Annotated in this window: 24 protein-coding genes and 2 pseudogenes; 16 read left to right on the top strand and 10 right to left on the bottom strand. The window is 70.5% G+C overall.

The window, feature by feature from the left end; genetic code table 11:
• Positions 1-19: 19 nt before the first annotated feature.
• A pseudogene (locus tag IE207_RS20455) lies at positions 20-229 on the bottom strand (DoxX family protein); the annotation flags it as partial.
• 61 nt (positions 230-290) lie between these two features.
• Positions 291-785: a cupin domain-containing protein gene (locus IE207_RS20460; RefSeq protein WP_190185711.1), complete on the bottom strand. Its 495-nt coding sequence runs from the start codon at positions 783-785 to the stop codon at positions 291-293.
• Between the two features lie 80 nt (positions 786-865).
• Between IE207_RS20460 and IE207_RS20465 the strand changes: the two genes are divergently transcribed.
• Positions 866-1,717 carry a LysR family transcriptional regulator gene (locus IE207_RS20465; protein WP_190185712.1) on the top strand — a complete coding sequence of 284 codons (852 nt, stop codon included), beginning with the start codon at positions 866-868 and terminating at the stop codon, positions 1,715-1,717.
• 85 nt (positions 1,718-1,802) lie between these two features.
• On the opposite strand, the gene IE207_RS20470 is transcribed toward IE207_RS20465, so the two are convergent.
• Positions 1,803-2,675 (bottom strand): LysR family transcriptional regulator, encoded by an 873-nt coding sequence (locus tag IE207_RS20470; RefSeq protein WP_190185713.1) that lies wholly within the window; start codon positions 2,673-2,675, stop codon positions 1,803-1,805.
• A gap of 71 nt (positions 2,676-2,746) precedes the next feature.
• Between IE207_RS20470 and IE207_RS20475 the strand changes: the two genes are divergently transcribed.
• Positions 2,747-3,100 carry a nuclear transport factor 2 family protein gene (locus IE207_RS20475; protein ID WP_190185714.1) on the top strand — a complete coding sequence of 118 codons (354 nt, stop codon included), beginning with the start codon at positions 2,747-2,749 and terminating at the stop codon, positions 3,098-3,100.
• A gap of 417 nt (positions 3,101-3,517) precedes the next feature.
• On the opposite strand, the gene IE207_RS20480 is transcribed toward IE207_RS20475, so the two are convergent.
• Positions 3,518-4,696, bottom strand: coding sequence for a cytochrome P450 family protein (locus IE207_RS20480; protein ID WP_190185715.1), 1,179 nt, complete (start codon positions 4,694-4,696; stop codon positions 3,518-3,520).
• Between the two features lie 167 nt (positions 4,697-4,863).
• On the opposite strand from IE207_RS20480, the gene IE207_RS20485 reads away from it, so the two are divergent.
• The 3 genes and pseudogenes from IE207_RS20485 to IE207_RS20495 all read left to right on the top strand — a co-directional run.
• Entirely contained in the window at positions 4,864-5,853 is a 990-nt protein-coding gene (locus IE207_RS20485) for an ornithine cyclodeaminase family protein (protein ID WP_190185716.1), read from the top strand.
• 108 nt (positions 5,854-5,961) lie between these two features.
• The gene (locus IE207_RS20490; protein ID WP_190185717.1) at positions 5,962-6,324 is read left to right on the top strand and encodes a transposase; all 363 of its coding nucleotides are present in this window, start codon (positions 5,962-5,964) and stop codon (positions 6,322-6,324) included.
• 412 nt (positions 6,325-6,736) lie between these two features.
• Positions 6,737-6,870, top strand: a pseudogene (locus IE207_RS20495) (IMP dehydrogenase); the annotation flags it as partial.
• Between the two features lie 382 nt (positions 6,871-7,252).
• Here IE207_RS20495 and IE207_RS20505 read toward each other — a convergent pair.
• From IE207_RS20505 to IE207_RS20515, 3 genes are all read right to left on the bottom strand, one after another.
• Positions 7,253-7,468: a DUF6243 family protein gene (locus IE207_RS20505; protein WP_190185718.1), complete on the bottom strand. Its 216-nt coding sequence runs from the start codon at positions 7,466-7,468 to the stop codon at positions 7,253-7,255.
• Positions 7,469-7,687: 219 nt separating this feature from the next.
• Positions 7,688-9,262, bottom strand: a complete 1,575-nt coding sequence (locus IE207_RS33990) for an ATP-binding cassette domain-containing protein (RefSeq protein ID WP_190185719.1) — start codon at positions 9,260-9,262, stop codon at positions 7,688-7,690.
• A gap of 367 nt (positions 9,263-9,629) precedes the next feature.
• Positions 9,630-10,835 carry a COG4705 family protein gene (locus IE207_RS20515; RefSeq protein WP_229873846.1) on the bottom strand — a complete coding sequence of 402 codons (1,206 nt, stop codon included), beginning with the start codon at positions 10,833-10,835 and terminating at the stop codon, positions 9,630-9,632.
• 307 nt (positions 10,836-11,142) lie between these two features.
• Here IE207_RS20515 and IE207_RS20520 point away from each other — a divergent pair, with 307 nt between their 5' ends.
• The 6 genes from IE207_RS20520 to IE207_RS33270 all read left to right on the top strand — a co-directional run bounded on the left by IE207_RS20520 (position 11,143) and on the right by IE207_RS33270 (position 14,963).
• A complete protein-coding gene (locus IE207_RS20520; protein WP_190185721.1) occupies positions 11,143-11,346 on the top strand; it encodes a hypothetical protein in 204 nt (67 codons plus the stop codon).
• 125 nt (positions 11,347-11,471) lie between these two features.
• Positions 11,472-11,999, top strand: a complete 528-nt coding sequence (locus IE207_RS20525) for a SigE family RNA polymerase sigma factor (RefSeq protein ID WP_190185722.1) — start codon at positions 11,472-11,474, stop codon at positions 11,997-11,999.
• Positions 11,996-12,838, top strand: coding sequence for a hypothetical protein (locus IE207_RS20530; protein WP_190185723.1), 843 nt, complete (start codon positions 11,996-11,998; stop codon positions 12,836-12,838). The genes IE207_RS20525 and IE207_RS20530 overlap by 4 nt, the downstream gene beginning before the upstream one ends.
• A gap of 133 nt (positions 12,839-12,971) precedes the next feature.
• Positions 12,972-13,274 carry a hypothetical protein gene (locus IE207_RS20535; RefSeq protein ID WP_190185724.1) on the top strand — a complete coding sequence of 101 codons (303 nt, stop codon included), beginning with the start codon at positions 12,972-12,974 and terminating at the stop codon, positions 13,272-13,274.
• A gap of 38 nt (positions 13,275-13,312) precedes the next feature.
• Positions 13,313-14,680, top strand: coding sequence for a pectate lyase family protein (locus IE207_RS20540; RefSeq protein ID WP_190185725.1), 1,368 nt, complete (start codon positions 13,313-13,315; stop codon positions 14,678-14,680).
• Positions 14,681-14,834: 154 nt separating this feature from the next.
• Entirely contained in the window at positions 14,835-14,963 is a 129-nt protein-coding gene (locus tag IE207_RS33270) for an RICIN domain-containing protein (RefSeq protein WP_229873847.1), read from the top strand.
• A gap of 380 nt (positions 14,964-15,343) precedes the next feature.
• Here IE207_RS33270 and IE207_RS20550 read toward each other — a convergent pair whose 3' ends face one another.
• From IE207_RS20550 to IE207_RS20560, 3 genes are all read right to left on the bottom strand, one after another.
• Complete coding sequence (locus IE207_RS20550; protein ID WP_190185727.1) at positions 15,344-15,850, bottom strand: SigE family RNA polymerase sigma factor; 507 nt, start codon at positions 15,848-15,850, stop codon at positions 15,344-15,346.
• A 654-nt stretch (positions 15,851-16,504) separates the two neighbouring features.
• Positions 16,505-17,305, bottom strand: coding sequence for an inositol monophosphatase family protein (locus IE207_RS20555; protein WP_190185728.1), 801 nt, complete (start codon positions 17,303-17,305; stop codon positions 16,505-16,507).
• 79 nt (positions 17,306-17,384) lie between these two features.
• The gene (locus IE207_RS20560) at positions 17,385-18,128 is read right to left on the bottom strand and encodes an SDR family NAD(P)-dependent oxidoreductase (protein WP_190185729.1); all 744 of its coding nucleotides are present in this window, start codon (positions 18,126-18,128) and stop codon (positions 17,385-17,387) included.
• A gap of 1,087 nt (positions 18,129-19,215) precedes the next feature.
• On the opposite strand from IE207_RS20560, the gene IE207_RS20565 reads away from it, so the two are divergent.
• The 5 genes from IE207_RS20565 to yjfF all read left to right on the top strand — a co-directional run bounded on the left by IE207_RS20565 (position 19,216) and on the right by yjfF (position 25,238).
• Entirely contained in the window at positions 19,216-20,205 is a 990-nt protein-coding gene (locus IE207_RS20565; protein ID WP_190185896.1) for a LacI family DNA-binding transcriptional regulator, read from the top strand.
• Between the two features lie 345 nt (positions 20,206-20,550).
• Positions 20,551-21,537 (top strand): ABC transporter substrate-binding protein, encoded by a 987-nt coding sequence (locus tag IE207_RS20570; RefSeq protein WP_190185730.1) that lies wholly within the window; start codon positions 20,551-20,553, stop codon positions 21,535-21,537.
• Between the two features lie 157 nt (positions 21,538-21,694).
• A complete protein-coding gene (locus IE207_RS20575) occupies positions 21,695-23,224 on the top strand; it encodes a sugar ABC transporter ATP-binding protein (protein ID WP_190185731.1) in 1,530 nt (509 codons plus the stop codon).
• Positions 23,221-24,267 carry an ABC transporter permease gene (locus IE207_RS20580; RefSeq protein ID WP_190185732.1) on the top strand — a complete coding sequence of 349 codons (1,047 nt, stop codon included), beginning with the start codon at positions 23,221-23,223 and terminating at the stop codon, positions 24,265-24,267. Before IE207_RS20575 ends, IE207_RS20580 begins: the two co-directional genes overlap by 4 nt.
• A complete protein-coding gene (gene yjfF, locus IE207_RS20585) occupies positions 24,264-25,238 on the top strand; it encodes a galactofuranose ABC transporter, permease protein YjfF (protein WP_190185733.1) in 975 nt (324 codons plus the stop codon). The genes IE207_RS20580 and yjfF overlap by 4 nt, the downstream gene beginning before the upstream one ends.
• Positions 25,239-25,319 lie beyond the last annotated feature (81 nt).

Consider the following 25,319-nt stretch of genomic DNA (forward strand, 5'->3'; position numbering starts at 1 on the left):
ACGGGGCATCGCCGCCCGGTCACAGCCAACCGGTGGCCGGCCAGACGGTGACGGCCGCAGCGGCGATGAGGTCGACGTTGAGTACGACGCGGCGGTCTTCGCCGGTCAGGTGTACGGCGATCGCACCGCTCTGCAGGAGCACGAACCCGACGGCCGCGGCCAGGGCGAGCCACGGCGCGACGCCGGTCGCCGGTGGCAGGAGCAGTCCGGCGGAGCCCAGGACTTCGAGCGTTGTCCCTTCATGCTGACCGCTCGCGCCCGAACCCGGCCGGTCGGTCGGCCGGCTCGGTTCAGGCGAAGTCGGTGGCGGGCTCGGTGGCGTAGCGGCTCATGACCTGGATGCCGGCCCGGGGTGTGAGCGGCCTGCCGTCGGCGGCCAGGCTCTGGAGGTCCCGGAAGTACTGGACGTACAGGGCGGGCGTGAACGTGCTGAGCATGACGGCGGGTTGACCGGTCGGGTTGGTGAAGGTGTGCGGGGTGCCGGGCGGGACCATCACGAGCGTGCCCGCGCTCGCGTCGTAGTCCTCGTTCCCGACGGTGAACCGCACCGTGCCGGAAACGATGTAGAAGCCCTCGTCGTGCAGGGCGTGGCGGTGCTGCGGGGGGCCGGGGGTGTAGGGGGCGAGCACGGACTCCGTCATTCCCAGACGGTGCCCGGTGTGGCTGCCGTCTTCGAGGACGCGCATGCGCGTGGTGCCCAGGACGATCACCTCGCCGTCGTCGGGGCCGGTCACCGATACGCCGGGGGTGGCCTGCGGTTCACTGGTCTTCGCTTCGTCGGTCATGCTCCCAGTGCAGCGCCAGGGCCCTGCGGGTGTCCAAGACCTGTTCCGCCGCCCGGATACCTTGCCGGTATCGTCGCAGCGTGGAGCTACGCACCCTCTCCTACTTCGTGGCGGTCGCCGAGGAACTCCACTTCGGCCGGGCCGCGGCCCGGCTGCACATGAGCCAGCCGCCGCTGAGCCGTGCGATCAAGAAGTTGGAGACGGAGATCGGTGCCCCGCTGCTCGTCCGCTCCCCTGCCGGCGTCACGCTCACCCCGGTGGGGGCCTTGCTGCTCGACGAAGCGCGGGCCCTGCTCGACCAGGCCGACCGCGTCCGCGCCCGCGTGACCGCGGCGGCCGGCGCCGCGACCCTCACCCTCGGCATCCTGGGCGACAGCACCGACCCCGCCATCATCAGGCTGGCGGCCGTCTTCAGGCGACGGCACCCCGGCGTCGACATCCGTATCCGCGACGCGGACCTCACCGACCCGACCTGCGGACTGCGCGCCGGACTGGTCGATGTCGCCCTGACCCGTGCGCCTTTCGACGGCACCGCCCTGACGGTGCGTGAGCTGCGCGCCGACCCGGTCGGCGCGGTGCTGCGCGCCGACGATCCGCTGGCCCGTCGCGACCACCTCCAACTGGCCGACCTTGCCGACCGCCGTTGGTTCCAGTTCCCGCAGGGCACCGACCCGGCCTGGCAGTCGTACTGGAACGGCGGCGAGCCGCGCGAGGGCCCGGTGGTACGCGTGGTCCAGGAATGCCTGCAAGCCGTGCTGTGGAACAGCACGGTCGGCCTGGCCCCCCTCGGACACGGCCTGCCCGATAACCTGGCCGTGGTTCCGCTGGTCGACATGGCGCCCAGCCGCGTGGTCGCGGTGTGGAACGACGGTGACACCAGCCCGTTGCTCCGCTCGTTCATCGAGATCGCGACGGCCGTGTACCGCGCTTGAGTTCCGTGGCCCGCAGCTTTCACGGGCAGCGGCACGTGCCATGCCGCTCGGGCCGCCACGATGGGCAGGCATCCGCGCGGCGCTGTCAGCCGGTCAGTGCCGCGCGCAGCCGTGCCAGCGTGAGTCGGGCTGCCGGGGAACGCTGATCCGGCCGGATGGCCAGTCCGAGGCAGGCGCGCGTCGTGGCATCGGTGATGGGCACGGGGCTGATGCCGTCACCCACGCCCGAGGACGGGCTCAGGACGGCGACTCCGGCGCCTCGTCGGGCGAGCCCGAGCAGCGTCTGCGGTGAACTGGCTTCGATGTCCACGCGCGGTTCGATCCCCAGTTGGAGGCACGACCGCTCGTAAGCGTCCCGGATGCCCGTGCCCTGCGGCAGGCACAGCACCCTCTCGCCCTGTAGCTCGGTGAGCCGCATCGACGGACGCGCCAGCCGGTGCCCCTCGGGCACCACCGCGGCGATGGGTTCATCGATGATCACGGTGACGTCCAGCTCGGGCTCGGCCCGGTCGGCGAACGCGATCAGGGCCAGGTCGAGGGAGCGCGTGAGCACCTGGGTCCGAAGGGCATGGGAGTCGTCCTCGTGCAGGCTCAGGACGACGTCCGGGTGGGTCTTCCCGATCCCGGCCACGGCATCGAGAAGGCCCGGGATCGCGCACCCTCTGATCATGCCGAGACGCACCCTGCCCCGGGTGGCCTGCGCGAACTCGGACGCCGTGTGCTCGATGCTGTCGAGCGTCTCAAGCGCCTCCCGGGCGAGAGGCAGGACCGCTTCACCCGCGGCTGTCAGATGGACGCGGCGTCCGGACCGCTCCAGAAGCTGTTGTCCCAGCTCTCGTTCGAGCTTGCCGACCTGTGTGCTGATGCCGGACTGACTCACGTGCAGACGTGCTGCCGCGGCCGTGAACGTTCCCTCGTCCACCACCGCCGCGAGGTAGCGCAACTGGTGCAGTTCCATAATCAGCGATGATACTTGGCATCTCGATCATCTGTTGGACTGATGGGTGGATCTTCCGTGACCATGGACGCATGAACACTCCTGAACAGATCTCCGAGCAGTACTTCACTGCCTGGGAGGCGGGCGACTTCGACACCCTGTCCGGCCTTCTGGCAGACGGTGTCGACTTCGTCGGCACCCTCGGCCGGGCATCCGGCAGGGAGGAGTGCCTCCGTGGCCTGCGCGGCCTGGGCCGGATCGTGGAGAAGATCGAGGTGCAGGCGAGGGTGGCCAACGACACGGACGTGATCACCTGGTTCAACCTGCACACCATCGGCGCTCCGCCGACGCCGACGGCGAACTGGAGCCATGTGGAGGACGGGCAGATCACCCGGATCCGGGTGACTTTCGACCCGCGGGCGATTCTGGCCCAGCGAGACCACTGAGCAGTCGGCGGCCGGTTCGAGATCCGGACCGGCCCCCAGCCGGTACCCGTCGCTGACATCGCGGAACGGCTCGCTCCGTCGCTCCGTCGGGGCGACAGCGTGCGGTCCACCGGGCCCGTGCCGGACCACCTCAAGCGCTGGCTCAGGGTGCGCGGGACCATGCGGTGGCGGGAAGCGTCCGACGGTGGCGACGAACCGGTACCTGTCCGAAGAGCGCGATCTTCTTGCGGTCCGGAGGCAGACGCGGCTCCAGGAACGCGCCGCGGCCAAGCTCGCCGAGGTCGACGCGGAGATCGCAGACCTCACCACCATCCGCACCGCTCTGACAGCGGCCGTGGACGTGGGCTGCGAGGAACGCCGGACCCACCCTGCCGACCCCCGCCCCGGCAGCGCGCAGCACGCCATGCAGGCCGGCCGCTACGTCTGGAGGGGAAGCGATACCAGCCCGCGGACCAGACGGGTGCTCCGCCAGGCCAGGCGGTCGGGCGGCACGGCAAGCCGGATTCCGGGAAACCGGGTCAGCACCGCTCGCAGGGCGATCTCCGCCTCGGCCTTGGCCAGGGGAGCGCCGAGGCAGCGATGGATGCCGTGGCCGAAAGCGAGGTGAGCGCGCGCGTCGCGGTCCAAGTCGAGGACGTCCGGTGACGCGAACCGCTGTGGGTCACGGTTGGCGGCTCCAAGAGCCACCAGGACCGGGACACCGGCCGGGATATCGCTGCCGCCGAGCGTGACCGGCTGGGTGGTGAACCGGAACGTGGCCGTACTGACGGGGGAATCGAACCGGAGCAACTCGTCCAGCACGGCTGGGACACCGTCCGGATCCCTCCGAAGAAGATCGAGCTCGGCAGGGTGCCGCAGCAGCGCCAGAGCGGCGTTCCCGAGGAAGTTGGTGGTGGTCTCGTGCCCGGCCACGAGCAGCAACACCGCCAGAGAGACCAGCTCGTCCTCGCTCAGACGGTCGTCTCCGTCGCGAGCCGCGATGAGCTGGTCAAGCAGAGAGCCACCGGGGTCCGCTCGCTTGGCGGCGATGAGGCCGGCCATGTAGCCGGCCAGGGAATGCGAGGCCGCGTCGATGACGTCGGGCTCACCCGCGGCGAACAGCTCTGCGGACCAGCGCTGGACGTCGGGCCGGTCTTCCCCCGGGACCCCGAGCAGCTCACAGATCACGATGACCGGCAGTGGCACCGCCAGGCCGGCCACGAAGTCGAACCGCTCGCCGACGGGCCACCGATCCAGCAGTTCGTCGGTGACCCGGGCAATGAACGGACGCAGCTTCGCGACGGCTCCGGTCGTGAAGGCCTTGGTCACAAGCGTGCGCAGCCGCGTGTGCCGGGGCGGGTCGCTGGCGAGCATGGTGTGCGCCACCGCAGGGTGCAGGCGGCGCCGTGACCCCTTGCCCGCGAAGAAGGCCGCCGTGTCCTTCGAGAGCCGGGCGTCGCCGAGGGCTTCCCTGGCTTCCGCATAGCCGGTGACGAGGTAACCGGCGTGTCCACCGGAGCCGGTGGGCACGAGCTGCACCGGGCACCTGGACCGCATGGAGGCATAGGCGGGATAGGGGTCTTGAAGGAAGCGCGGGTCCTGAGTCGGGTCGGTCATGCCTACAGACTCCCTGTCGGCGTACTCGCGATGAACGTGACCCGGCGGCGGGCACGGATGAAGATGTTCCGGGGGCGGCGTGTCACGGCCGCGGCAACAGTGCCGTGGGACAACCTTTCATCGACCGTCCGCCGCCGGGCGCGACGGCCCTCTGGAGGTTCCGCCGGATGCTCGTTCTCGGGCGCTCGCAGGTCGAGGCCCTCATCGATATGGACGCGCTGATCGACGCCTTGGCCTCGGCCATGGCGGATCTCAGCGCGGGCCGCGCCTCGGCACCCGAGCGTATCGCTGCGCTCGTGCCCGAACGAGAGGGCTTCCTGGCGGCCATGCCGGGCTACGTGCCGTCGGCCTCAGCACTCATGACCAAGCTGGTCACCCTCTTCCCAGGCAATGGCGGGACGCCGGTGCCGACGCACCAGGCGGCGATCGTCATGTTCGATCCAGCCACCGGTGCGCCTGCCGCTCTGCTGGACGGCACGGCCATCACCGCGGCGCGGACCGGCGCCTGTTCGGCGCTGTCGGCGCGACTGCTGGCGCATGAGGACGCGACGGTCCTGGCGGTCCTGGGCACCGGAGTGCAGGCCCGGTCCCACGCCCGCGCGTTGTGCCTGGTCCGCCCGATCCGCGAGGTCCGCGTTGCAGGCAGGGATCCGGCGAAGGCGGCCGCCCTCGCTGCTGAGCTCTCGTCCGCGCTGCACGCCGAAGTGCGGGCGGTACCCACCTACGCCGAGGCGCTCGACGGCGCGCACATCGCCGCGGCGACCACCCATGCCACCGAACCGGTTGTCCGTCGCCCCTGGTTGACTCCCGGGGTGCACATCACCTCGGTGGGCTACAACCCGGCCGGCCGCGAGGTCGACGACGCCACGATCGCCGATGCGCTGCTGTGCGTCGAATCGCGGCAAGCCGCGTTGGCCCCCTTCCCAGCGGGCAGCAACGACCTGCTGATGCCCATCCGGCACGGCGTCATCACCGCCGAGCACGTGCACGCCGAACTGGGCGAACTCGTCTCCGGCAGCAAACCGGGCCGCACCTCACCTGACCAGATCACCTTGTACAAGTCCGTCGGGGTGGCCGTCGAGGACGCCGTTGCCGCCGCGTTGGTCGTCAGCGCCGCCCGCGTGCAGTCCGTCGGCGACGACATCACACTGGCGTAATGCCGACGTTCGGCCCGCCCAGGCGCGCGGCGGTCCAGTGCACGGGCGTCGTAGCGACGCGCCGGGAAAGGTCTCGTGCCCGGGCTCGTGGCGGATCGTTCAACCGGTATGAACACATTCCATGATCTCGACGATCGGCAATGGGCGGCCGTCTGCGGCCTGCTCCCGCGGTGCGGGCCGCAGGGACCGGACTACCGGAGCATTGTCAACGGCATCCTGTGGCAGCAGAGCGGCGACCGCCGCTGGCACGACCTGCCGACCCGCTACGGCCCCTGGCACCGCTGCGCGGAGCGCCTGCGCTTGTGGAGTACCGACGGGACCTGGGAGAAGATCCTCGCCGCCCTTGCCGGCATCGAGCAGCTCGCCGAAACCACTGCGACCGATCAGGCGGTGGCGGGGGCCGAGGTGGGGACGACGCCGGGGACTGCCGGGAATACGGCGGACTACTGGAACCGCCCCTGGCTCGTGTAGCGAGAAGGGGTGGCCGGTCAGCCGGTCTCGGGCGTGGCGGGCGCTTGTGGCCGCCAGGGTAGGCAGGCGGCGTCGCCCGGTCGACGTTGCCGGCTTTCGGCTGCTCGACGTGGCAGCCGTCACCGGCGGTGTGCCACCCCCCCCGCAGCGACCGGCTGCCGCGCGCTCATCGGGGACCGCCCGTGCTCCTCTCCCGGGTCGTCGACGCCGCCCACCCCCTGGTCGCCGTGATCGTGCGGACGAGCCGTAGAAGGCGAAGGGGGACATCGCGTGGTGACCGGGTTCGCCCACTGAGGGCACGCGCCCCAGAGGTTTCAAACCGTCTGCTCGGGACCACGAGTCGCCGGAGTGCGGCCCGGGGTCCGGGGAGAGGCGGCCCACGAGGCGAGCAGGCGCAGTCCTTCTTCGGAGGGGGCAGGAACTCTTCTTCTCCCACGTCGGCCTGCGCGGCGGCCCCGCCCCGTCCGCCGCTACCTCCCCGACCTCATCGACCGCGTCCTGACCCGCGCCATCGACCCGGTCAAGGTCTTCGACCTCACCCTCCCATGGTCCACCTGGCCGTCAAGGAAGGCGACGCCGACCACGGCGTCGTGAACTGGCTGACGCCCGTCACCGACGAGGAATACGCCGCCGCCCCGGCCACCGGCTGAAATCCGGCCCCGGGCCGCCCCGCCCAGTGGCGTGGTGGGGCGGGCTGCTCGTCCGGGCCGGCCGAGATGAGCGGTTTCCTGACCTGATGACGGCCGCGGTGCGGAAAATGCCGCACGGCCTGGTCCTCGCCGGGGAACTGCTCGTGTGGGACGCGGAGGTGGGCCGGCTCCCGTTCGAGGTGTTGCGGCAGCAGCGCCCCGGTACGGCAGCAGGGCCCGGACCGCGCGTCGCGGTCCGGGCCCTGCCCCGTGCGGTGCCGCCCAGCGGCGGCGCTGCGTCAGCCCTGCGAGGGTTCGCCGCCCGCCTGCCCGGCGCCCCCAGCTGCCTCCGCCTTCTCACGGATCTTGCGCACCAGCTCCGCCTTCTTGTCGGCGGCGCCCTGGCGGTCGAGGTTGCGGTGCGGACCGTGGTTCTGCCGTTCGGTACGGGACAGCCTCTTGCGCTGGCCGCCGCCCTGGCCCACGGGGTTGTTGATGTTCTTGCTCACGGTCACGGGTTCTCCCGGTAATGAGGTGAAGTGATCTACGGATTCATCGGTGAGGGACGGGCGCGGCGACATCGAAGGACGTCAGCGGGGCCCATCGCGCTCTCAGTCGTAAATCGGCGTCGGGAAGAACATGACGAAGACGTTACCTTGTTCTCCCGGCGTGGCGTACACCCTCATGTAGCGGAAGGGTTTGACGGCGACGCCCAGTAGCCCGTCACGGGCCGGCTATTCCACTGCGCGCGGGATGTTGCCGCGCACCCGTCCGCCGCGTGCCCGGTCCCGGAAGTGGCCGTAGGCCATGAACGCGAAGAGGACCGCCAGGAGTACCGCCGAGGAGCCGGCCGTGCCCAGGTCGAGGCCTCCCTTGGCGGTGGGCTTGGTGAGGAAGTCGCCCGCGGTGGCGCCCAGGGGGCGGGTGAGGACGAAAGCGATCCAGAAGAGCACGACGTTGGGGACGAAAGGCACGCGGATGAGGGCGACGAGGATGAGCAGAATGCCGGTGATGAGCAGGGCACTGCCCGCGTAGCCGAGTCCGGAGCTGTCGGAGAGGAAGTCTCCCATCGAGGTGCCCAGGGTGTTCGAGACGAGGATCGCCGACCAGAACAGCGCCTCGCCGCGGAAGGTCACGATGTCTCGGATCACGAAGGTCTGGCCGGTGAACTTCCAGGCGACGAAGATCGCGATGAGCAGTGAGATGAGGATGGCCGCGCCGACCGGATAGCCGAGCCCCAGGCCCTGTGGGCCCCAGCCCAGTGCGGTGGTGCCCTTGCCCAGGTACTTGGAGCTGGCATCACGGTTCATGAAGTCCGACACGGTGGTGCCGACCATGCTCGTGGAAACGATGACGGGCCAGTAGAAGAACGGGTTGTACCGCTTGGAGCGCAGCTGCACCAGCAGGGTCACCACGAACATGAGGAACAGGGCGATCGTGGTGAGGAAGTAGCCGAGGCGCAGGGTCTGCGCGAACAGGTCTCCCGCGGTCTCGCCCAGCGTGGTGGCGGCAATCTTCATGATCCAGAAGGCGAGGGTGACCTCTGGCAGCTTCCGCACCACGTACTGGGCGGTGCTCGCTCCGTCTGCTTCGGGCAGGCTGAGCAGGGGATCGCTCGGCGCCGCCCCGGCCGGGGGCGGGGGACGAGGCGAGAGGTGCAGGCGACCCTCGTGCATCGCCCACCGCTTGCGCAGTCGTCCGGCGACAGCCGGGTCACGCGTGGTGACCACGAGGGCGGCTCCCGCCTCATCCGCAGCTGCGAAGAGCACGTCGATGACCCGTCGGCCGGTGGCGTGGTCCAGGTCGCTCGTGGGTTCGTCCGCCAGGATCAGGCGGGGGCAGGTGGCCAGCGTGCGGGCAATGGCCACGTGCTTGGCCTGTCCGCCGGAGAGTTCGGCGGGCATTTTGTGAGCGAGTTCGGCGGCTGCCACCACGGCGAGGCAGTGCAGGGCCCTGAGGTGCGCCTGTTCCTTGGGAACACCGGCCAAAACGAGGGGCAGCGCGGCGTTCTCCGCCACGTTCAGCGCCGGCACGAGGGCGGGTCCGTGGAGTACGACTCCGACCCGTCCGCGTGCGGGTACCCGGGGCAGCCCCGGCCAGGTGATCTCTCCGGCCGTGGGTGGCACGACGTCTGCCATGAGGTGCAGCAGGGTGGACTTTCCGGAGCCCGCAGGGCCCGTGATGGCTATCCGGTCGCCGGCGTGGACCTGGCACGTCGCGCTGTTCACGGCGGCCACCGCCGTCGGTCCGTTGCCGTAGGTGCGGGCGGCATCCTGGCATCGCACGAGCAGGGTGCCGGCGGCGGTCACGGCAGTGCCCCTCGGCGGCCCTGCCGGTCGACCCGACAGGCGGCCCCGATGACTCCACGGGTGTCGAACGGAAGGGTGGCCCAGCCCTCGGTGGCGGGCGCGGGAGCCGAAACGGTCGTACGTCGCATGATCATGGCGCCTTCCAGGAGACGAAGCGGAACCGCAGGTCTCCTCTGATGCTAGGCAGCGGCTGGTTAGCGCCCGGCCCGCTCAGGGTGAGACGACGGTAAAGCCTCAGCTCACGCATTCGGCTCGCCACCGGAAAACCTGGCCCCGTGCCTGCCGGCGGTCCCGGCAGGCGCCTCGCGCCGGTTGGCTGCCCCGACACATGGGTGTACGCCGGGGCGGTCCGTCACCCGTCGGCTGATCAGCCGAGCGAGGTGAGGAGCGTGTTGAGTGCGTTGACCTCGGTGGCCTTGTCGGGGTGCGGGGCGCGCAGTGCCTTGAGAACCTGGTCGATCTCCCCGTCGAGGAAGCTCCACGCCTTCTCGCTCTTGGGCTCAAGGGTGGACTGGTCGTCGTCCCACGCGGTCTCCAGGTCGGCAACGCGGCTGGTCGCGGCTCGCTGATCGCCCGAGTTGACCTTCGCCAGCGTGTCGGCCGCAATGGTGCGGAATTTTGCGATCTCGGCCGGAGGGAACGGCGACGTCGCCTCCTGTGGGGCGATGTGGCCGGCCACCGGCGCGGGCGACTCCTCTTCTGCGCCCGCAGCGGCGTGTGGCTGGTGGTTCGCCCAGACGAGAAGCGCTGTGGCTGCGACCGCCACGGCCGCGTAGTAGGCGAGCATGACCCGCTCACGTGCCGGGTTCAGTGCCCGCGCGGTACTGGCCGGCTCCTGAGCCTCGATGACATCACTGCGGCTGCGCGTGAGGTACACGACCGTTGCGAGGATGGCGAGCAGGAAGATCACGCTCGTCAGGGCGGTGCCGAGGCCCAAGCCTCCGTCGCCGCTGGGTGACCCGAGCCAGTCGCCGAGGTTGGCGCCGAGCGGGCGGGTCAGGATGTAGGCCAGCCAGAAGGAGAGCACGGCGTTGGCGCCGAGGCGCCAGCCGACGAAGATCGCGACGATCAGTCCGAGCGGCAGGAGTACGGAAACGCCCGCGGTCCAGCCGGTCAGCTCCAGGGTCCAGTCTCCGGTGGCGGTACCGAGGGCAAAAGTGACCAGGACCGCGAGCCAGTAGAAGAGCTCACGGGGCCGGGTCGTGATGCTGTGGACCGACAGGGTCCGCTCTCTCACGTACCAGACGCCGAAGACGACGGCGAGCACACCGGCGAACACACTGCTGCTCAGGGCAAGGGGCACTCCCTGGCTGTCGGTGAGGATGTCGGTGTAGAGGGTGCCGGTCACGCTCACCACCACGACGGTGAGCCAGTACACGAACGGGATGTAGCGCTCGGCGCTGAGTTGCCAGACCAGGACGGCTGCCAGAGCTCCGGTGAAGATCAAAGCGGTGCTGATCAGGCCGACACCGAGGTTCATGTTGATCCAGTCGGCGAAACTCTCGCCGACGGTGGTGCACAGGACCTTGATGATCCAGAACCAGACCGTCACCTCGGGAACCTTGTTCAGCATCTGCCTGGCAGGTGTCCGAACGCTCCCGCCGACTCGCAGCTGGTCTCCTGGATGGGCGCCTGCCCCTGGAGCCGTAGGGCTCTCAGACGTTTCGTTGGTCATGCGGCCCGACTGTGCCATCGGCGACCTGAACGCATCCTGACTGTCTCACCGCGCATGACGGCAGCGATGCACCGGGCCGGGTGCCTGAGCCCGCCGAGATGGGGATGAGCCGCTGGTGAGAACTTCCAGGTTCAGCGGCAACCTTTTCGTACGCGGCGGCAACTGAGGGGGGAACAGTGCACTCAACCCCTAGGAGCGACCACGCATGTCCCCCGCTTCCCCCCACCGCCGCACCGCCGGTCGTCGTAGGCTCGCCCTGTTCGCCGAGTACGCCAAGGCTCAAACCGGCCCCGGCTCCGGCACCGGTGGGGGACCGAACCGCAACTCGCCGCGAGCGGCCGGGGCGGCGACCACCCGTACCGTCCGCTCCTACCTGGCCGGCACCGACGGCTGGAACGCGACGCGCTGATGGGCACGACCACGCAGAACCGCCCCCGGCAGGCCCAGACCGCCGAACGACCACCGAACGGGCTGCTTCACTCCCGCACCCGCCCGGGAACGCCCCACATCGCACCGAGAGGCCGCACCGAGGCCATGACCACCGATGAGGCGTCCGATGACTTCCACGACTTCTTCGAACGCCATCACGCCGAACTCTCCCGCCTCGCCTACATGCTGACCGGCGAGGCGGACGCCGCCGACGACCTCGCCGCCGACGCGATGGTCGCGCTCTGGCACCGCTGGGACCGGGTCCGGGGCGCCGACTCCCCGGCCGCCTACGCCCGCGGGGTCGTGGCCAACCTCGCCCGGAGCCGGATCCGGAGCACGGTGCGCGAGAGACGGCGCGTACTGCTGTTCTGGTCGCACCGCCCGGACCGCACCGACGGGCCGGACGTGGCCGCCGTCATGGACGTACGCGCCGCACTGGACCGGCTGCCGTTCCGCAAGCGCGCTTGCGTCGTCCTGCGCTACGCGTTCGACCTCTCGGAAAAGGACACCGCGCACGTGCTCGGCATATCAGTGGGTACCGTGAAGAGCCAGACCTCCAAGGGGACGGCGGAACTACAGCGGCTGCTCGGTGCCGGGGCCGCAGGCGAACTGGTGGGGAGCAGGAACCGATGACGGACGAACTTCGACACCTGCTGCGCGAGAGCGCCGAAGCCCACCGGCCCGACCGGGCCAGCATGCTCGCCCGGGTGGAGCGCGGCACGGCCCGTCCGCAGCCGCTCGGCCGCCCACCCCACCGCGAGCGGGGCGGGGCCCTGTCCTGGCCGAAGGTCGTCCTCGCGACCCTGGCCACCACCGGCGCCCTGGCAGTGGGCGGCTTCGCGGTGGTCGCCGTCGTCCGCGCCCCCGACCCGCCGCAGACCACGATCGCCACCGACGCCGGCACCCCCACCCCCGCGCCGCCCTCCCCGGCCGGGACGCCTTCCGCCGCGGCGCCGTCCGCCCCTGCCGCGCCCGAGTCCAGCCGGACCCCCGCAGGGCCCACCACCGGCGGCCCGTCCGCCTCCGGCTCCGCGTCGAGCGGCCCGCGCCCGACACCACCCGCAGACGGCGCCCGCACCTCGGACGGTCCGCTGTGGGCCGACGGCTCCGTCGACCCCCACAGCAACGCCTACTGGGCGCAGAGCAATGTCACCCTCAAGACGCGCAGCCCGCTCTCGGCGCTCACGGTCGAACTGAGGATCGCCCTGGGAGGCGGGGTCAAGACCACCGGCAGCTGGCTGACGCGCCCCGCCGCAGACTTCGACGTCTCCGTCCGCGAGGAGGGCCGCTTCCTCGTCTACCGGTGGACCCTCAAGCCCGGGAAGACGGTTCCGGCCGGCCAGCACGTCTTCGCCGGTCAGTACAACCACGCCACCGGCGGACGCGACGCCAAGGACGACGGTTACCGCGCCGAGGCCGTCACCCCGGCCGGAAAGGCCGCGGTATGGGGTGATTTCGCGCGTACCGGCTGAATGGTCCTGCATGGACGAGCCGGATGCACGAACCGGCGGCCGGATCCGAAGCCTGCGGTCGTCGGCGACCTTTTCGCTTCCCGCGGTCACTGGTGAATGCACCATCGGCTCGATCTTCCGAAACGGACGGGCCATGACGACACCGAGGCAGGCTGCTCGGCAGCGCAGGCACAGACGCAGGATCATGCTGGGCGCCACACCGGCGCTCACCGCGGCGGGGGCTCTCGCCTACCTGGTCATGGCCGTGCCCCAGGACCGCAAGGCGTTCGCCAAGCTCGCCGATCCGGGCGTCGGCCGGACTACTTCATTTCCACGGACGGCGGCGGGTGCGGCGGCGCGATCGCGCCCAGTGACACCCGAGCATCAGGTGGAGGCTCCTGCGAAGGTGGCCCAGGTTGGCGGTGGCGGCAACCTCGCGCCCGGCGGCGGCAACTGAAGCACTGACAGTCCGCCTCACCGAAGGATTGACATCACGTGTCTGCTTCATCGCACCGCCGCTCGCCCGCCCGCAAACGTCTGGCCCTGATCGGCGCCGCCTCCCTCGTGGCTGCCGGTCTCGCGGCCGTGCCGCTGACCATGAGCGCGGGCGCCGCCACCGTCGACCTCGCGCACGCGGTGCTGCCCGCCGACGACGGCTGGGCCGCCAGTGGCTCGGGCACCACCGGCGGCCACGCCGCAGACGCGGCGCACACCTCCACCGTCTCGACCCGCGCCGAGCTGGCGAAGGCCCTCAAGGCCGGCCCCGAGGGAGCGCCGAGGATCATCCAGGTCAAGGGCGCGATCAACATGAACACCGACGACTCCGGCAAGCCCCTCACCTGCGCCGACTACGCAGCCGGCACGGGCTACTCGCTGAACTCGTACCTGAAGGCCTACGACCCGGCCGCCTGGGGCCGCTCCAAGCTGCCCTCCGGCGCACAGGAATCGGCGCGTGCCGCCGCGCAAGCCCGGCAGGCCGGACGAGTCGTCCTGAGCGTTCCCTCCAAAACCACGATCGTCGGCGTGCCCGGCTCCGGCGCGACGATCGTCGGCGGCAGCCTCCAGGTGAGCAACGCGGACGACGTCATCATCCGTAACCTCGTCTTCAGCGACACCCGTGACTGCTTTCCCCAGTGGGATCCGACAGACGGTTCCACGGGGAACTGGAACTCCCAGTACGACGCGGTGTCAGTGCGCCGCTCCACCCACGTCTGGGCCGACCACAACACCTTCGGCGACGGCCCGCACTACGACAGCTCGAACCCCTCCTACTTCGGCCGGGAGTACCAGGTCCACGACGGCGCCCTGGACATCACCAACGCCTCCGACCTCGTGACCGTCGAGTACAACAGGTTCACCAATCACGACAAGACCATGCTCATCGGCAGCAGCGACAAGGACACCAAGCTGCGGGTGACGCTCCATCACAATCTGTTCCAGGGAATCGTCCAGCGTGCCCCGCTCGCCCGGGTCGGGCAGATCCACCTGTACGACAACTACTACGAAACGGCGACGCTCAACGGCTACGCCCACAGTTACAGCATCAACTCGCGGGCCAAAGCGCAGGTAGTCGCCCAGAACAACTACTGGGTCCTTTCCGACGGGCGGAAGGCCTCGCAACTGCTCAGTGGGGACGGCACCGGCGCGGTGGCGGGCAGCGGCAACCTGGTCAACGGCACAGTGACCGACCTCGTCGGCGCGTACAACGCCGAGCACTCCGGCAAGAAGATCGCAACGGCCGTGAACTGGACGCCGAAGCTGACCGCGGGCCTGGAGCCGGCGAACGGTCTGCCCGCCAAGCTCACCAAGTCCACGGGCGCGGGCGTACTGACCGTGGCGGGCGCAACCACCGCCGGCCGATAGCGGCATGGCGGCTGCCCGTATCCACCGTGCGGCGACGTGGCCGGCGGTCACGGCCGGCCGCCGTGCTGTCGATGATCTTCCTCGCAGGCTTACCGGCCGCGCTCAACGCCCGCGCCGCCCATGGCGGGACCGCGGGCGGCATCGTCTCGGCACGGTGTACACGCTCACCGGCGTCGCCTCCGGCCGGGCGCTGGACGTGCCGGGCGGGCAGGGTACCAACGGCGCCAGGGTGCAGGTAGCGGACTCCAGTGGCGGCGCCAACCAGCACCGGAACCTCGGGTAGACCCGAGCCGCGCCGCAACGCGGTTGCCCCGCTGACCTAACGGGCTCGTTCGGGAAGGTGCGCGGTCCGCGCACCTTCCCGGAACGGATCGACGGTCTGACTCGTTCCGGAGCGCACCGCGGCGGAGGGCAGTGCGCGGGGTGCCGAGTGGGCTCTGCGGGGGAGTGCGGTGGATGTGACGGGCCAAGACAAGACCCAGGGCCGTCGCCGCGAGGGTCCAGCCGGCAAGAGCGGTGAGTGCGGTGAGCCAAAGGGGCATGTGGACAGTCCGTTCGACCTGGGGTTGATGTGGAGCGCTGGCGGGGCGTGGTCCGCGGGGGAGTGACGGTTGCCGGCGTCCGAGGCGGGGTGCCCGTTCACCGACTCCTCGTCCCTGCCACCTATGTTCTGACCGCTCGCACGTCGAGTACGCGTTCCAGCTCGGCCATTCCCTTCGAGGTCTGGCTCTTCACCGTGCCGATCGAAATGCCCAGAGCCTGCGCGGTGTCCTTCTCGGACAGGTCGAGGGCGTGGCGCAGCACCACGCACGCCCGCTTGCGGAACGGCAGGCGGGCGAGCGCCGCGCGGACGTCCATCACGGCCGCTACGTCGGGGCCCTCCACCTTCTGCGGACTGCGGGCCCAGAAGAGTGCGATCCGGCGCCGCTCGCGCACCGCACCGCGGATCCGCTCCCGGGCCATGTTGGCGACCACCCCGCGGGCGTAGGCGAGCGGGTGATCGGAGGCGCGGAGCCGGTCCCAGCATTGCCACAGGGCGATCAGGGCGTCCGCGGCGAGGTCGTCGGCCGCGTCCGTCTCACCGGTCAGGAGGTGGGCGAGGCGCGAGAGTTCGGCGTAGTGGAGTTCGAAGAAGTCGTGGAACTCCGCGGACGTGTCATCGAGGAGCATCTTCCCCGGGCGCCCTCTCCCTGCAATGTGAGCGTTAACGGTGGGCGTGAGAGTAGCAATGTCTCCCGTACCGGCATGGTGGTGGCCCCCCTTGGGCGGACATCCGGCGGCGAGCCGGCGAGCGGCGCGATCACGTCCGTGCGCACCGGACACCGGCCGGCGTGGGGCCGTCGACTTCGGCGAAGGTCTCTTTGCCGGGGCCGAGCCGCGTGGGTGCGCGGGGCCGACCGGGACGGCGTGCGTCATTGCCCTCATGCCCATCCGTTCGCTGGATCAAGTCGAGATCGCGCTACTCAGTGGCCACGGAAGCCGAAAGGGTTGCCGGTTCGGCGTGGCGTACCGATTCCGATTTCTTCCCGTAGGCGGCGGGCCGGCCCCTTCCGCACCGGGCCCGCCGCCCACGGAGCAACTCAGGTCAGGAAGGATCGCCGTACACCACGCCACGGCCGTAGGCGCCCAGGTACACCCGGCCGTGCGATGCCCGGGCGGCGCCCTGCTGTTCGGCGCGGGTCAGGAGGAACAGACGTCGATCGAGACCGACGGCGGAAACCTGATCAGGAAGACGATCACCTGTCACAACTCGGGTGGTGCAGCGCTCGAATAGGGTCGGGACGGGACCCCCGGGCCGCTCCGGGAGCCGGACAGATTGCAGTACTAGCCTCGGCCGTCGCCGATCAGCGACATCAGCAGGTCGTGGGTTTCGGGGTCGGCGGCCGCGACGAGTCCGCGGCCTGCCTCCCCGACCGGTGCGCCGTCGATCCCGGTGACCACACAGCCGGCGGCCCGGCACAGGGCGATGCCGGCGGCGAAGTGAACGCTTCCGGACAGGTCGCCGCCATCGGTGACGTACGCGGCACGCTTGCCGGCGGCGACCCAGGCCAGAGCGAGCGTCGTGGAGACCACCCGCGGCCGGAACCGGTCGACGAACAGGGGGTGGGCCAGCAGGTCGACGGCCCGCAGGCCGGGCGCGCTCGGGAACGGCGGATCCAGATTGACGTCCACCAGCCGGGTGGCCGACGTGGGCGCCAGCTGCGTGTCCACCCCGCCGCGTCGCACCGTGGCCCGCTCGCCGTCGGTGAAGAAGACCTCCCCGCTGAACGGGTCGGCAACGGCCGCCGCCCCGCCGCGCAGCGCCACGTTCACGGCCACCAGCATGTTGCCGACGGCGTAGTTCAGCGTGCCGCACAGCGGATCCACCAGCCACTGGCGCGCGGCCTCGGCGGCGCCCTGCTCGCCGCCCTCCTCGCCCAGTATCGCGTCATCGGGCCGGGCGGCCCGGATCACGCCGAGGATCGCCTTCTCCGCCTCGATGTCGGCGGCGGTGGCGAAATCGCCCGCGCCCTTGTCGATGCGGGTCAGACGCCGGCCGTACATGCTGCGCACCACCTCCGCTCCGGCGCCTGCCGCGGCTATCGCGACTCCGGTGTCGTCACCCCTCGCAGATGAGTTGATCATGCGGTGCAGCGTAGCGGCGCCAGTGCGTCGGGGCAGGCGACCACCACGCTCCCTTGGTCACAGCACCCGGCCGGACAGCTCACAGGGGAACTCCCGTTTCACGCGCCAGCGCCCGTAGGAGGCGGTCTTGGAACCCGTGGTCGTGGACTGCTTCGTGCGGTTCCCGCCGCTGACGGTGATACCAGTACCCACCACTCGTCAGGGCCTCGGAATCGTCGCTCGACGCCAGCCACGCCTGCGTCCGGTGGCCGAGCTCGAGGTCGTCCGGGGCGTTGGGGCCTCCCATCTTCGTCGGCACCCAGCCCGGATCCACGGCGTTGCTCAGCACCCCGGGACGCAGGCGCGCCACCGCGGCGGCGAGCGTCGTGACGAACAGTTTGCTGTCCGCGTACGAGCCCGCGTGCTCGCCGCCCCAGTCGATGTCGTCCAGCGAGGAGCGGGGGCGGCCGCCGAAATGCGAGCCACTGCTCAGGTACACCAGCCGTCGCGGTGCACCCAGCAGGGCCGTGAGCAGGTACGGCGCGACGACGTTGACCGGCATGACCGCCCGGCCGCTCCACACGCCGGCGTTGTGGATGACCGCATGGAGGGCCGGTGCGTCGTTCAGCGCCGCGGCGACGCGCCGTACGGCGTCGCGGTCGGTGAAGTCGCCGACCACGATGCCCGCCCCTTGCTCCAGCAGTGGTCCAAGGCCGGCCGCGCGTTCCTCACTGCGCGCGTGCACCACCACCTCGTGCCCCGCTGACAGCAGCGAACGCGCTGCGGCTCGTCCCAGACCGTCGGTGGAACCGGTCACCAGAATCCGGCGGGGCGTGTCGTTCACGGGATCTCCTCAGGGAGGCAGGAGGTTGCCATTGCGTGCGACGTCGGCGGACGTACTCCGCATCCTGGCATCAATGGGGTGGACGTTCCTCGCGCGCAGCGGGGAGCCGTCGTGTTCCGCCCGAGTGGCAGCGCGCCCTCAGGCACCGGCCGGGGACGGCGCACGGTCCCCCGGGCCACCCCAGCCCGTCCGTCAACCCTTCGCTCGCACACCGGGGAGGTCCGGACGTCGGGTTGCGGTCGGGTGCCCGGTCCTCGCGGGGGCGGCGCCGGCCGACCCAAGGGGACCGGCTTCGACCCCGGCGGCCACATCCCGTCACGGAGCCCGGGCGCCGTCTCCGGCGGCGCGCAGGATGAGCTCCGCGCGTGGTGGGGGGCCGTAGCGTCTGCCTTCCCGAGCGTGTGGCTCTCACGGACCGGGTCGGGACGCTTCCGGACGCCAGGTCCCGGCTGCGCCGGCTGCTGGTCCGCTGACCCGACCTGACCTGTCCGTCGCGCCCGCCGAAACCGTCTGAGAAACGCACGCGCTGCGTCTGCGTCCGGCGGAGATCGCGCCGTGCAGATGCACAGGTGCAGGTCTCGGCCCGGTCCACCCGGAGTTGGTGGGCGGGGTCAGTGCCGACCGGTCGGCGAACCTCGGCGGCGTGCTCCGGCACCCCGCTGCCCTTCAACAGGTCGCGCCTGGATGTGGGCGCGGAGGGTGCGCCGGAGGTCGGGCCGACTCGGGCGCGCGCCGGACCGGAGCGAAAGCGCTGCGCACAGGCCGCAAGGAGGCGACGGCGCCGCCACTGACCCGCCTCCGCGCGCGAGCCGGTCGGTCATCATGCCGCGGCCGGGCGCGTGACCGCCCGTCTCGCCGCGCGCCGGTTGCCGCGTGATCGCGAACAAATACACTCTCGTCAGCACTCATGAGACAGTCGTAGTGTCTGCGCGGCCCGCGTGCCTGACCGGCCGGATCCCGAGAACGGTCGGCCCGCCGAACGCCGTCACCCGCAGACACCGACCGGCAGCCGATGGGCACCGATAGACCGACGAGGGGGCCTTGAGTGGGAACTGCAAGCACCGAGCCGGAGTCCCGCCAGCCTGTGATGGCGGACGTGGCACGGGTGGCCGGGGTGTCCCACCAGACCGTATCGCGGGTGCTGAACGGTGCACCGCACGTCCGGCCCGACACCCGGGACCGGGTGCTCGCCGCCATCCGCGAACTGGACTACCGCCCCAACTCGGCAGCCCGTGCGCTGGTCACCCGCCGCTCCCGGACCCTCGGTGTCGTCAGTTTCGGCAGCGCGCTCTACGGGCCCGCGTCGATGCTGGACGGGATCGAGCAGGCCGCGCGCAGTGCCGGGTACTTCGTCAGCGTCGCGAGCCTGCGTTCGCTGGACAGCCGCTCCGTGCAGGAAGCGGTGGACCGGCTCCGTGACCAGGGCGTGGAGGGCATCGTCGTCATCGCCCCGCAGATCTCGGCGGTGAGTGCGGTGGGGAAACTGTCCAGCGCGGTGCCGGTGGTCGCGGTCGGGTCGGGCAGTCAGTCCCGGGTGCCGATGGTCGCCGTCGACAACGAGTCGGGCGCGCTGGCCGCCACCCGGCACCTGCTCGACCTCGGGCACGCCACGGTCCACCACGTCGCCGGCCCGTCCGGCTGGATGGAGACCAAGACCCGGCAGGACGGCTGGCGCAAGGCCCTCGAGGCCTGCGGCGCCGAGGTGCCGCCGGTGCAGACCGGTGACTGGAGCGCGAGGTCCGGGTACGAGGCCGGCCTGCGGATCGCCGAGGATCCCCTCGTCACGGCGGTCTTCTGCGCCAACGACCACATGGCCCTCGGCCTGCTTCGCGCGTTCCATGAAGCGGGCCGCGCGATTCCGGGCGACATCAGCGTGGTCGGCTTCGACGACATCCCGGAGGCCGCGTACTTCGCCCCGCCGCTGACCACCGTGCGTCAGGACTTCGGCGAGCTGGGACGCCGCGCCCTTGAGTTGCTGGTGGAGGAGCTGACCGGCGTCGGCCATGCCCGCAGCCACGTGCTGATCTCCCCGGAGATGGTGCTGCGCCGCAGTGCGGGCACGGTGGCGCGCCGGTAGTCGGCAGTCCGCCGACGACGGTCCGGGCTCGGGTCGCGCGAGGGCCGGGTCAAGATTGGGTAACGGCACGGCGACCCTCTTGTCCGCCCAATTGTGAGCGTTAACAATCTCTCACACGAACGACGCGGACCGGACCGCTGACCGACTGCCTCCCTGCACTTCCACCTGCACCTCCGCCCGCACCAGCCGCACCGGGCGCCCATCGCCCCGACGGTGTTCCCGCACCTCCCGCGCCGACCGGCGCTGCCCTGTCGGCCCGTCCGCGGTCGGTCCATCCGTGGCGGTCCGTCAAGCGCGCCGTCACAAGCGTCGGCAGCGGCCTCCCCACCCGAGAGGAATCCCAAGATGTCCAAGAGAGCTGCGGCCGCCCTGGCCGCCGCCACCACCATGGTCGCCGTTCTGTCCGCCTGCGGTTCCGGGGGCGGCGGCGCGGCCGACAGCAAGGGTTCGGGTCACAAGCTCACGGTGGGCTTCTCCCAGGTCGGCGCGGAGAGCGGGTGGCGCACCGCCAACACCAAGTCCGTCCAGGACGCCGCCAAGAAGGCCGGGATCACGCTGAAGTTCTCCGACGCCCAGCAGAAGCAGGAGAACCAGATCAAGGCGATCCGCTCGTTCATCCAGCAGAAGGTTGATGTCATCGCCTTCTCGCCGGTGGTCGAGTCGGGCTGGGACACCGTGCTCAAGGAGGCCAAGGCGGCGCACATCCCGGTCGTACTGACGGACCGGGCAGTGGACTCCAAGGACGAGTCGCTCTATGCCACCTTTCTCGGCTCCGACTTCGTAGAGGAGGGCAAGAAGGCGGGCGACTGGCTGGTGAAGGAGTACCAGGGCAAAAGCGACGCGGTGAACATCGTGGAATTGCAGGGCACCACCGGCTCCGCCCCGGCCAACGACCGCAAGTCGGGCTTCGCCGACGTCATCAAGACCGACGCCAAGTTCAAGATCACGGCTTCGCAGACCGGTGACTTCACGCGTGCCAAGGGCAAGGAGGTAATGCAGGCCTTCCTGAAATCCCAGCCGAAGATCGACGTGCTGTACGCGCACAACGACGACATGGCCCTCGGCGCCGTCCAGGCCATCGAGGAGGCCGGCAAGAGGCCCGGCACCGACATCAAGATCATCTCGGTCGACGGTGTCAGGGACGCCTTCACCGCGATGAGCCAGGGCAAGATCAACGTCCTCGTCGAGTGCAACCCCCTGCTCGGCGACCAGCTGATGGACCTGATCAAGAAGGTCAAGGCCGGCGAGCAGGTGCCGCGCCGGATCAAGACCGAAGAGGGCGTCTTCACCCAGGACCAGGCCGCTGCCGCCCTGCCGACCCGCCAGTACTGACCAGACCGGTGACCAGGCGCTGCTCGGCCCGGCCCCTGCCGGGCGGCCGCCGTCCCGGTCCCGGTCCCGGTCCCGGTCCCGGTCCCGTCCGGGTCCCGGTCCCGTCCGGGTCCCGGTCCCGTCCGGGTCCCGGTCCCGGCCAAGAAAGGAGACGCGGATGCCTGCGCACCCCGCAAGACAACCGGTCCTGGAAGCACACGCGATCCGCAAGGAGTTCCCCGGCGTGGTGGCACTGGACGGGGTCGACTTCCGGCTCTTCCCCGGCGATGTCCACGCCCTGATGGGCGAGAACGGCGCCGGAAAGTCCACCCTGATCAAGGTCCTCACCGGCGTCTACGCCTCGGACGGCGGCGAGATCGTCCTGAACGGCCGCCCCGTGCGCATCACCGGCCCGCTACAGGCGCAGCGGGCCGGGATCAGCACGGTGTACCAGGAGGTCAACCTCTGCCCGAACCTTTCGGTCGCGGAGAACATCTTCATCGGCCGGGAACCACGCCGCCTCGGACTCGTCCACTGGTCCGAGCTGCGCACCCGCGCAGCACGCCTGGTTGCCTCCCTCGATCTCGACGTCGACGTCAGCGCCCCACTGAACAGCTACTCGATCGCCATCCAGCAGTTGGTCGCGATCGTCCGCGCGGTGGACGTCTCGGCCAAAGTGCTGATCCTGGACGAGCCGACCTCCAGCCTGGACCGTGACGAGGTGCGGCAACTGTTCACCGTGCTCCGCCGGTTGCGCGACCAGGGGGTGGCGATCTTGTTCGTCTCCCACTTCCTGGAACAGATCTACGAGATCTGCGACCGGATGACGATCCTGCGCGACGGCAGGGTCGAGGGCGAGTACGCGATCGGCGAGCTCAGCCAGGCCGACCTCGTCGCCCGTATGATCGGCGGCGAACTGGCCGGCCTGGAGGACCTGTCCGGCCGCCACGGCCCCCACGCCGAGGCCGACGCCGCGCCGTTCCTCCGTGCCGAGGGCCTCGCGCGCAGCGGCGCGGTCGAACCGTACGACCTCACCATCAGGGCCGGGGAAGTCGTGGGCCTGGCCGGTCTGCTCGGATCCGGCCGCACCGAAGCGGCCCGCCTGCTGTTCGGTGCCGACCGCAGTACCGAGGGTTCGGTGCGGATCGAGGACGCCGTCGTCACGCTGCCCACACCGCGCGCCGCGATCTCGTACGGGATCGCCTTCTGCTCGGAGGACCGCAAGACCGAGGGCCTGGTCGGTGAGTTGACGGTTCGCGAGAACATCGTCCTCGCCTTGCAGGCGGCCCGCGGCTGGCTGCGTCCGCTCTCCCGCGCCAGGCAGGACGAGATCGCGCTGCGCTGGATCCGGTCCCTGGACGTCCGACCGGACGACCCCGAGACGCTCGTACGCAACCTCAGCGGAGGCAACCAGCAGAAGGTGCTGCTGGCACGCTGGCTGATCACCGACCCCCGGCTGCTGATCCTCGACGAGCCGACCCGGGGCATCGACATCGGTGCCAAGGCCGAAATCCAGAAGCTGGTGGCCGAGTTGGCGCAGGACGGCATGTCGGTGCTGTTCATTTCGGCCGAGCTGGAGGAAGTGCTGAGGCTCAGCCACCGGGTGGGCGTGCTGCGCGACCGCCGGCTGGTGGCCGAGCTGCCGAACGACGGCTCGCTCACCCCCGAGCGCATCATGGCGACGATAGCGAGCGGGGCCCCGTCATGACCAAGCACCGCCTCTTCTGGCCTGCCGTGGTGCTCGCCGCCCTGCTGCTGGCCAACGTGGTGTTCACCCCGGACTTCTTCGCGATCCGGATCAAGGACGGGCACCTGTACGGCAGCCTGATCGACATCCTCCACTTCGGCGCGCCGCTGATCCTGGTGGCGCTCGGCATGACGCTGGTCATCGCGACCAGCGGCATCGACCTCTCGGTCGGCTCCACCGTCGCCATCGCGGGCGCGCTGGCCTGCCTGCACATCAGCGGGGCGGCCGACCCGGCGAGCCCCGCAACGGTGCTCGGCGCCGTCGCCCTCGCCCTCGGGGTGGCCCTCGTTCTCGGGGCGGTCAACGGCGTACTGGTGGCCCGGGTCGGTGTCCAGCCGATCATCGCCACCCTCATCCTGATGGTGGCCGGACGCGGCGTCGCCCAGCTGGTGACGGACGGCCAGATCGTCACCGTCACCAGCGAGCCCTACAAGCTGATCGGCGGCGGCTACTGGCTCACCATGCCGTTCGCGATCCTGTTCGCGGCCGCTGTCGTCCTGCTCACCTCTCTGCTGACCCGGCGTACCGCGCTCGGGCTGCTGCTGGAATCGGTCGGCGGCAACCCGGTGGCCAGCCGCCTGGCCGGCATCCGGGCGACCGGCCTGATCGGCCTGGTGTACCTGTTCAGCGCGCTGTGCGCAGGGGTCGCGGGGCTCATGATCAGCTCGAACGTCTCCAGTGCGGACGGCAACAATGCCGGGCTCTGGATCGAGCTGGACGCCATCTTGGCCGTGGTGCTGGGCGGCACCTCACTGACCGGTGGGCGGTTCTCACTCGGCGGCACGGTGATCGGCGCCCTGATCATCCAGACCCTGTCCACCACCGTGTACACCATCGGCATCCCGCCGGAGACCACCCTGGTCTTCAAAGCCTTCGTGGTGATCGCGGTCTGCCTGATCCAGTCACCCGCCTTCCGGGCCAAGGCCGCCCGCCGACGGGCGCGGCCCGGGCGCGGCACGGCCTCTCGTCCGTTGACGCCCGAGAACACGGAGGTGGGGGCATGAGCGCGATCGCGGCGGCCCGTGGCCGCGCGTACGTCCCGCTGCTGGTCACATCGGCCCTGCTGGTGGCCATGTTCAGCGCCGGATCCGTCCAGTACGAAGGCTTCTTTTCCGGGCAGGTGCTGCTCAACCTGCTCATCGACAACGCCTTCCTGCTGGTGGTCGCCATCGGGATGACCTTCGTGGTGCTGGCCGGAGGGATCGATCTGTCGGTCGGCGCGATGGCCGCGCTGTCGACGATGATCTCCGCTTGGCTGGTGGAACAGCACGGCTGGCCGCCGCTGCTGGTGATCCCGTTGGTCCTGGCGGTGGGGACGGGTGCCGGGCTCGCGATGGGATGGGTGATCCACTCTTTCGAGATCCAGCCGTTCATCGTGACGCTCGCCGGAATGTTCCTGGCCCGTGGCCTGTGTTACACGATCAGCATCGACTCGATCTCCCTGACGGACCCGGCCTACGTGGCCTTCGCCCAGACCCGGATCGCCCTGCCCGGGGGCCTGTTCGTCTCGCCGAGCGTGCTGATCGCGGTAGGTGTGCTGGTGATCGCCTTCGTGGTCCTGCACTACACCCGGCTGGGGCGGAACGTGTACGCGTTGGGCGGCAACGAGCAGTCGGCCCGGCTGATGGGGCTCCCGGTCGGGCGGACGAAGATCGCCGTATACGCCGTCAGCGGCTTCTGCTCGGCGCTCGGAGGAGTGCTGCTGACCTTCTACATGCTCTCCGGTTACGGGCTCCACGCAGTGGGCCTGGAGCTGGACGCGATCGCCGCCGTGGTGATCGGCGGGACGCTCCTGACCGGGGGGTCCGGGTACCTGCTCGGAACCCTGCTCGGGGTGCTCGTACTCGGCCTCATCCAGACCGTCATCAGCTTCCAGGGCACGCTCAGCTCCTGGTGGACCAGGATCGTGGTCGGCGGCCTGCTGTTCGTCTTCATCCTGCTCCAGCGCCTGATCGTCGGCCGCCGCAAGGTCTGATCGCCTGAGGGACGGCTGACCCTTGACACAGCAATTGTGAACGCTAACAATCACCGAGCGGGTGACCCGGCGGCGCCCTTC

This window comes from Streptomyces cirratus (assembly GCF_014650775.1).
Lineage (GTDB): Bacteria > Actinomycetota > Actinomycetes > Streptomycetales > Streptomycetaceae > Streptomyces > Streptomyces cirratus.

What these genes read in the sequence shown, in the direction of transcription:
- IE207_RS20520 (WP_190185721.1), top strand. Translation starts at nt 11,143, where the DNA reads ATGTCCCCCGCTTCCCCCCACCGCCGCACCGCCGGTCGTCGTAGGCTC.
- IE207_RS20530 (WP_190185723.1), top strand. Translation starts at nt 11,996, where the DNA reads ATGACGGACGAACTTCGACACCTGCTGCGCGAGAGCGCCGAAGCCCAC.
- IE207_RS20565 (WP_190185896.1), top strand. Translation starts at nt 19,216, where the DNA reads ATGGCGGACGTGGCACGGGTGGCCGGGGTGTCCCACCAGACCGTATCG.
- IE207_RS20570 (WP_190185730.1), top strand. Translation starts at nt 20,551, where the DNA reads ATGTCCAAGAGAGCTGCGGCCGCCCTGGCCGCCGCCACCACCATGGTC.
- IE207_RS20555 (WP_190185728.1), bottom strand. Translation starts at nt 17,305, where the DNA reads ATGATCAACTCATCTGCGAGGGGTGACGACACCGGAGTCGCGATAGCC.
- IE207_RS20580 (WP_190185732.1), top strand. Translation starts at nt 23,221, where the DNA reads ATGACCAAGCACCGCCTCTTCTGGCCTGCCGTGGTGCTCGCCGCCCTG.
- IE207_RS20525 (WP_190185722.1), top strand. Translation starts at nt 11,472, where the DNA reads ATGACCACCGATGAGGCGTCCGATGACTTCCACGACTTCTTCGAACGC.
- yjfF (WP_190185733.1), top strand. Translation starts at nt 24,264, where the DNA reads ATGAGCGCGATCGCGGCGGCCCGTGGCCGCGCGTACGTCCCGCTGCTG.
- IE207_RS20490 (WP_190185717.1), top strand. Translation starts at nt 5,962, where the DNA reads ATGAACACATTCCATGATCTCGACGATCGGCAATGGGCGGCCGTCTGC.
- IE207_RS20575 (WP_190185731.1), top strand. Translation starts at nt 21,695, where the DNA reads ATGCCTGCGCACCCCGCAAGACAACCGGTCCTGGAAGCACACGCGATC.
- IE207_RS20480 (WP_190185715.1), bottom strand. Translation starts at nt 4,696, where the DNA reads ATGACCGACCCGACTCAGGACCCGCGCTTCCTTCAAGACCCCTATCCC.
- IE207_RS20515 (WP_229873846.1), bottom strand. Translation starts at nt 10,835, where the DNA reads ATGCTGAACAAGGTTCCCGAGGTGACGGTCTGGTTCTGGATCATCAAG.
- IE207_RS20485 (WP_190185716.1), top strand. Translation starts at nt 4,864, where the DNA reads ATGCTCGTTCTCGGGCGCTCGCAGGTCGAGGCCCTCATCGATATGGAC.
- IE207_RS20460 (WP_190185711.1), bottom strand. Translation starts at nt 785, where the DNA reads ATGACCGACGAAGCGAAGACCAGTGAACCGCAGGCCACCCCCGGCGTA.
- IE207_RS20475 (WP_190185714.1), top strand. Translation starts at nt 2,747, where the DNA reads ATGAACACTCCTGAACAGATCTCCGAGCAGTACTTCACTGCCTGGGAG.
- IE207_RS20470 (WP_190185713.1), bottom strand. Translation starts at nt 2,675, where the DNA reads ATGGAACTGCACCAGTTGCGCTACCTCGCGGCGGTGGTGGACGAGGGA.
- IE207_RS20550 (WP_190185727.1), bottom strand. Translation starts at nt 15,850, where the DNA reads ATGCTCCTCGATGACACGTCCGCGGAGTTCCACGACTTCTTCGAACTC.
- IE207_RS20535 (WP_190185724.1), top strand. Translation starts at nt 12,972, where the DNA reads ATGACGACACCGAGGCAGGCTGCTCGGCAGCGCAGGCACAGACGCAGG.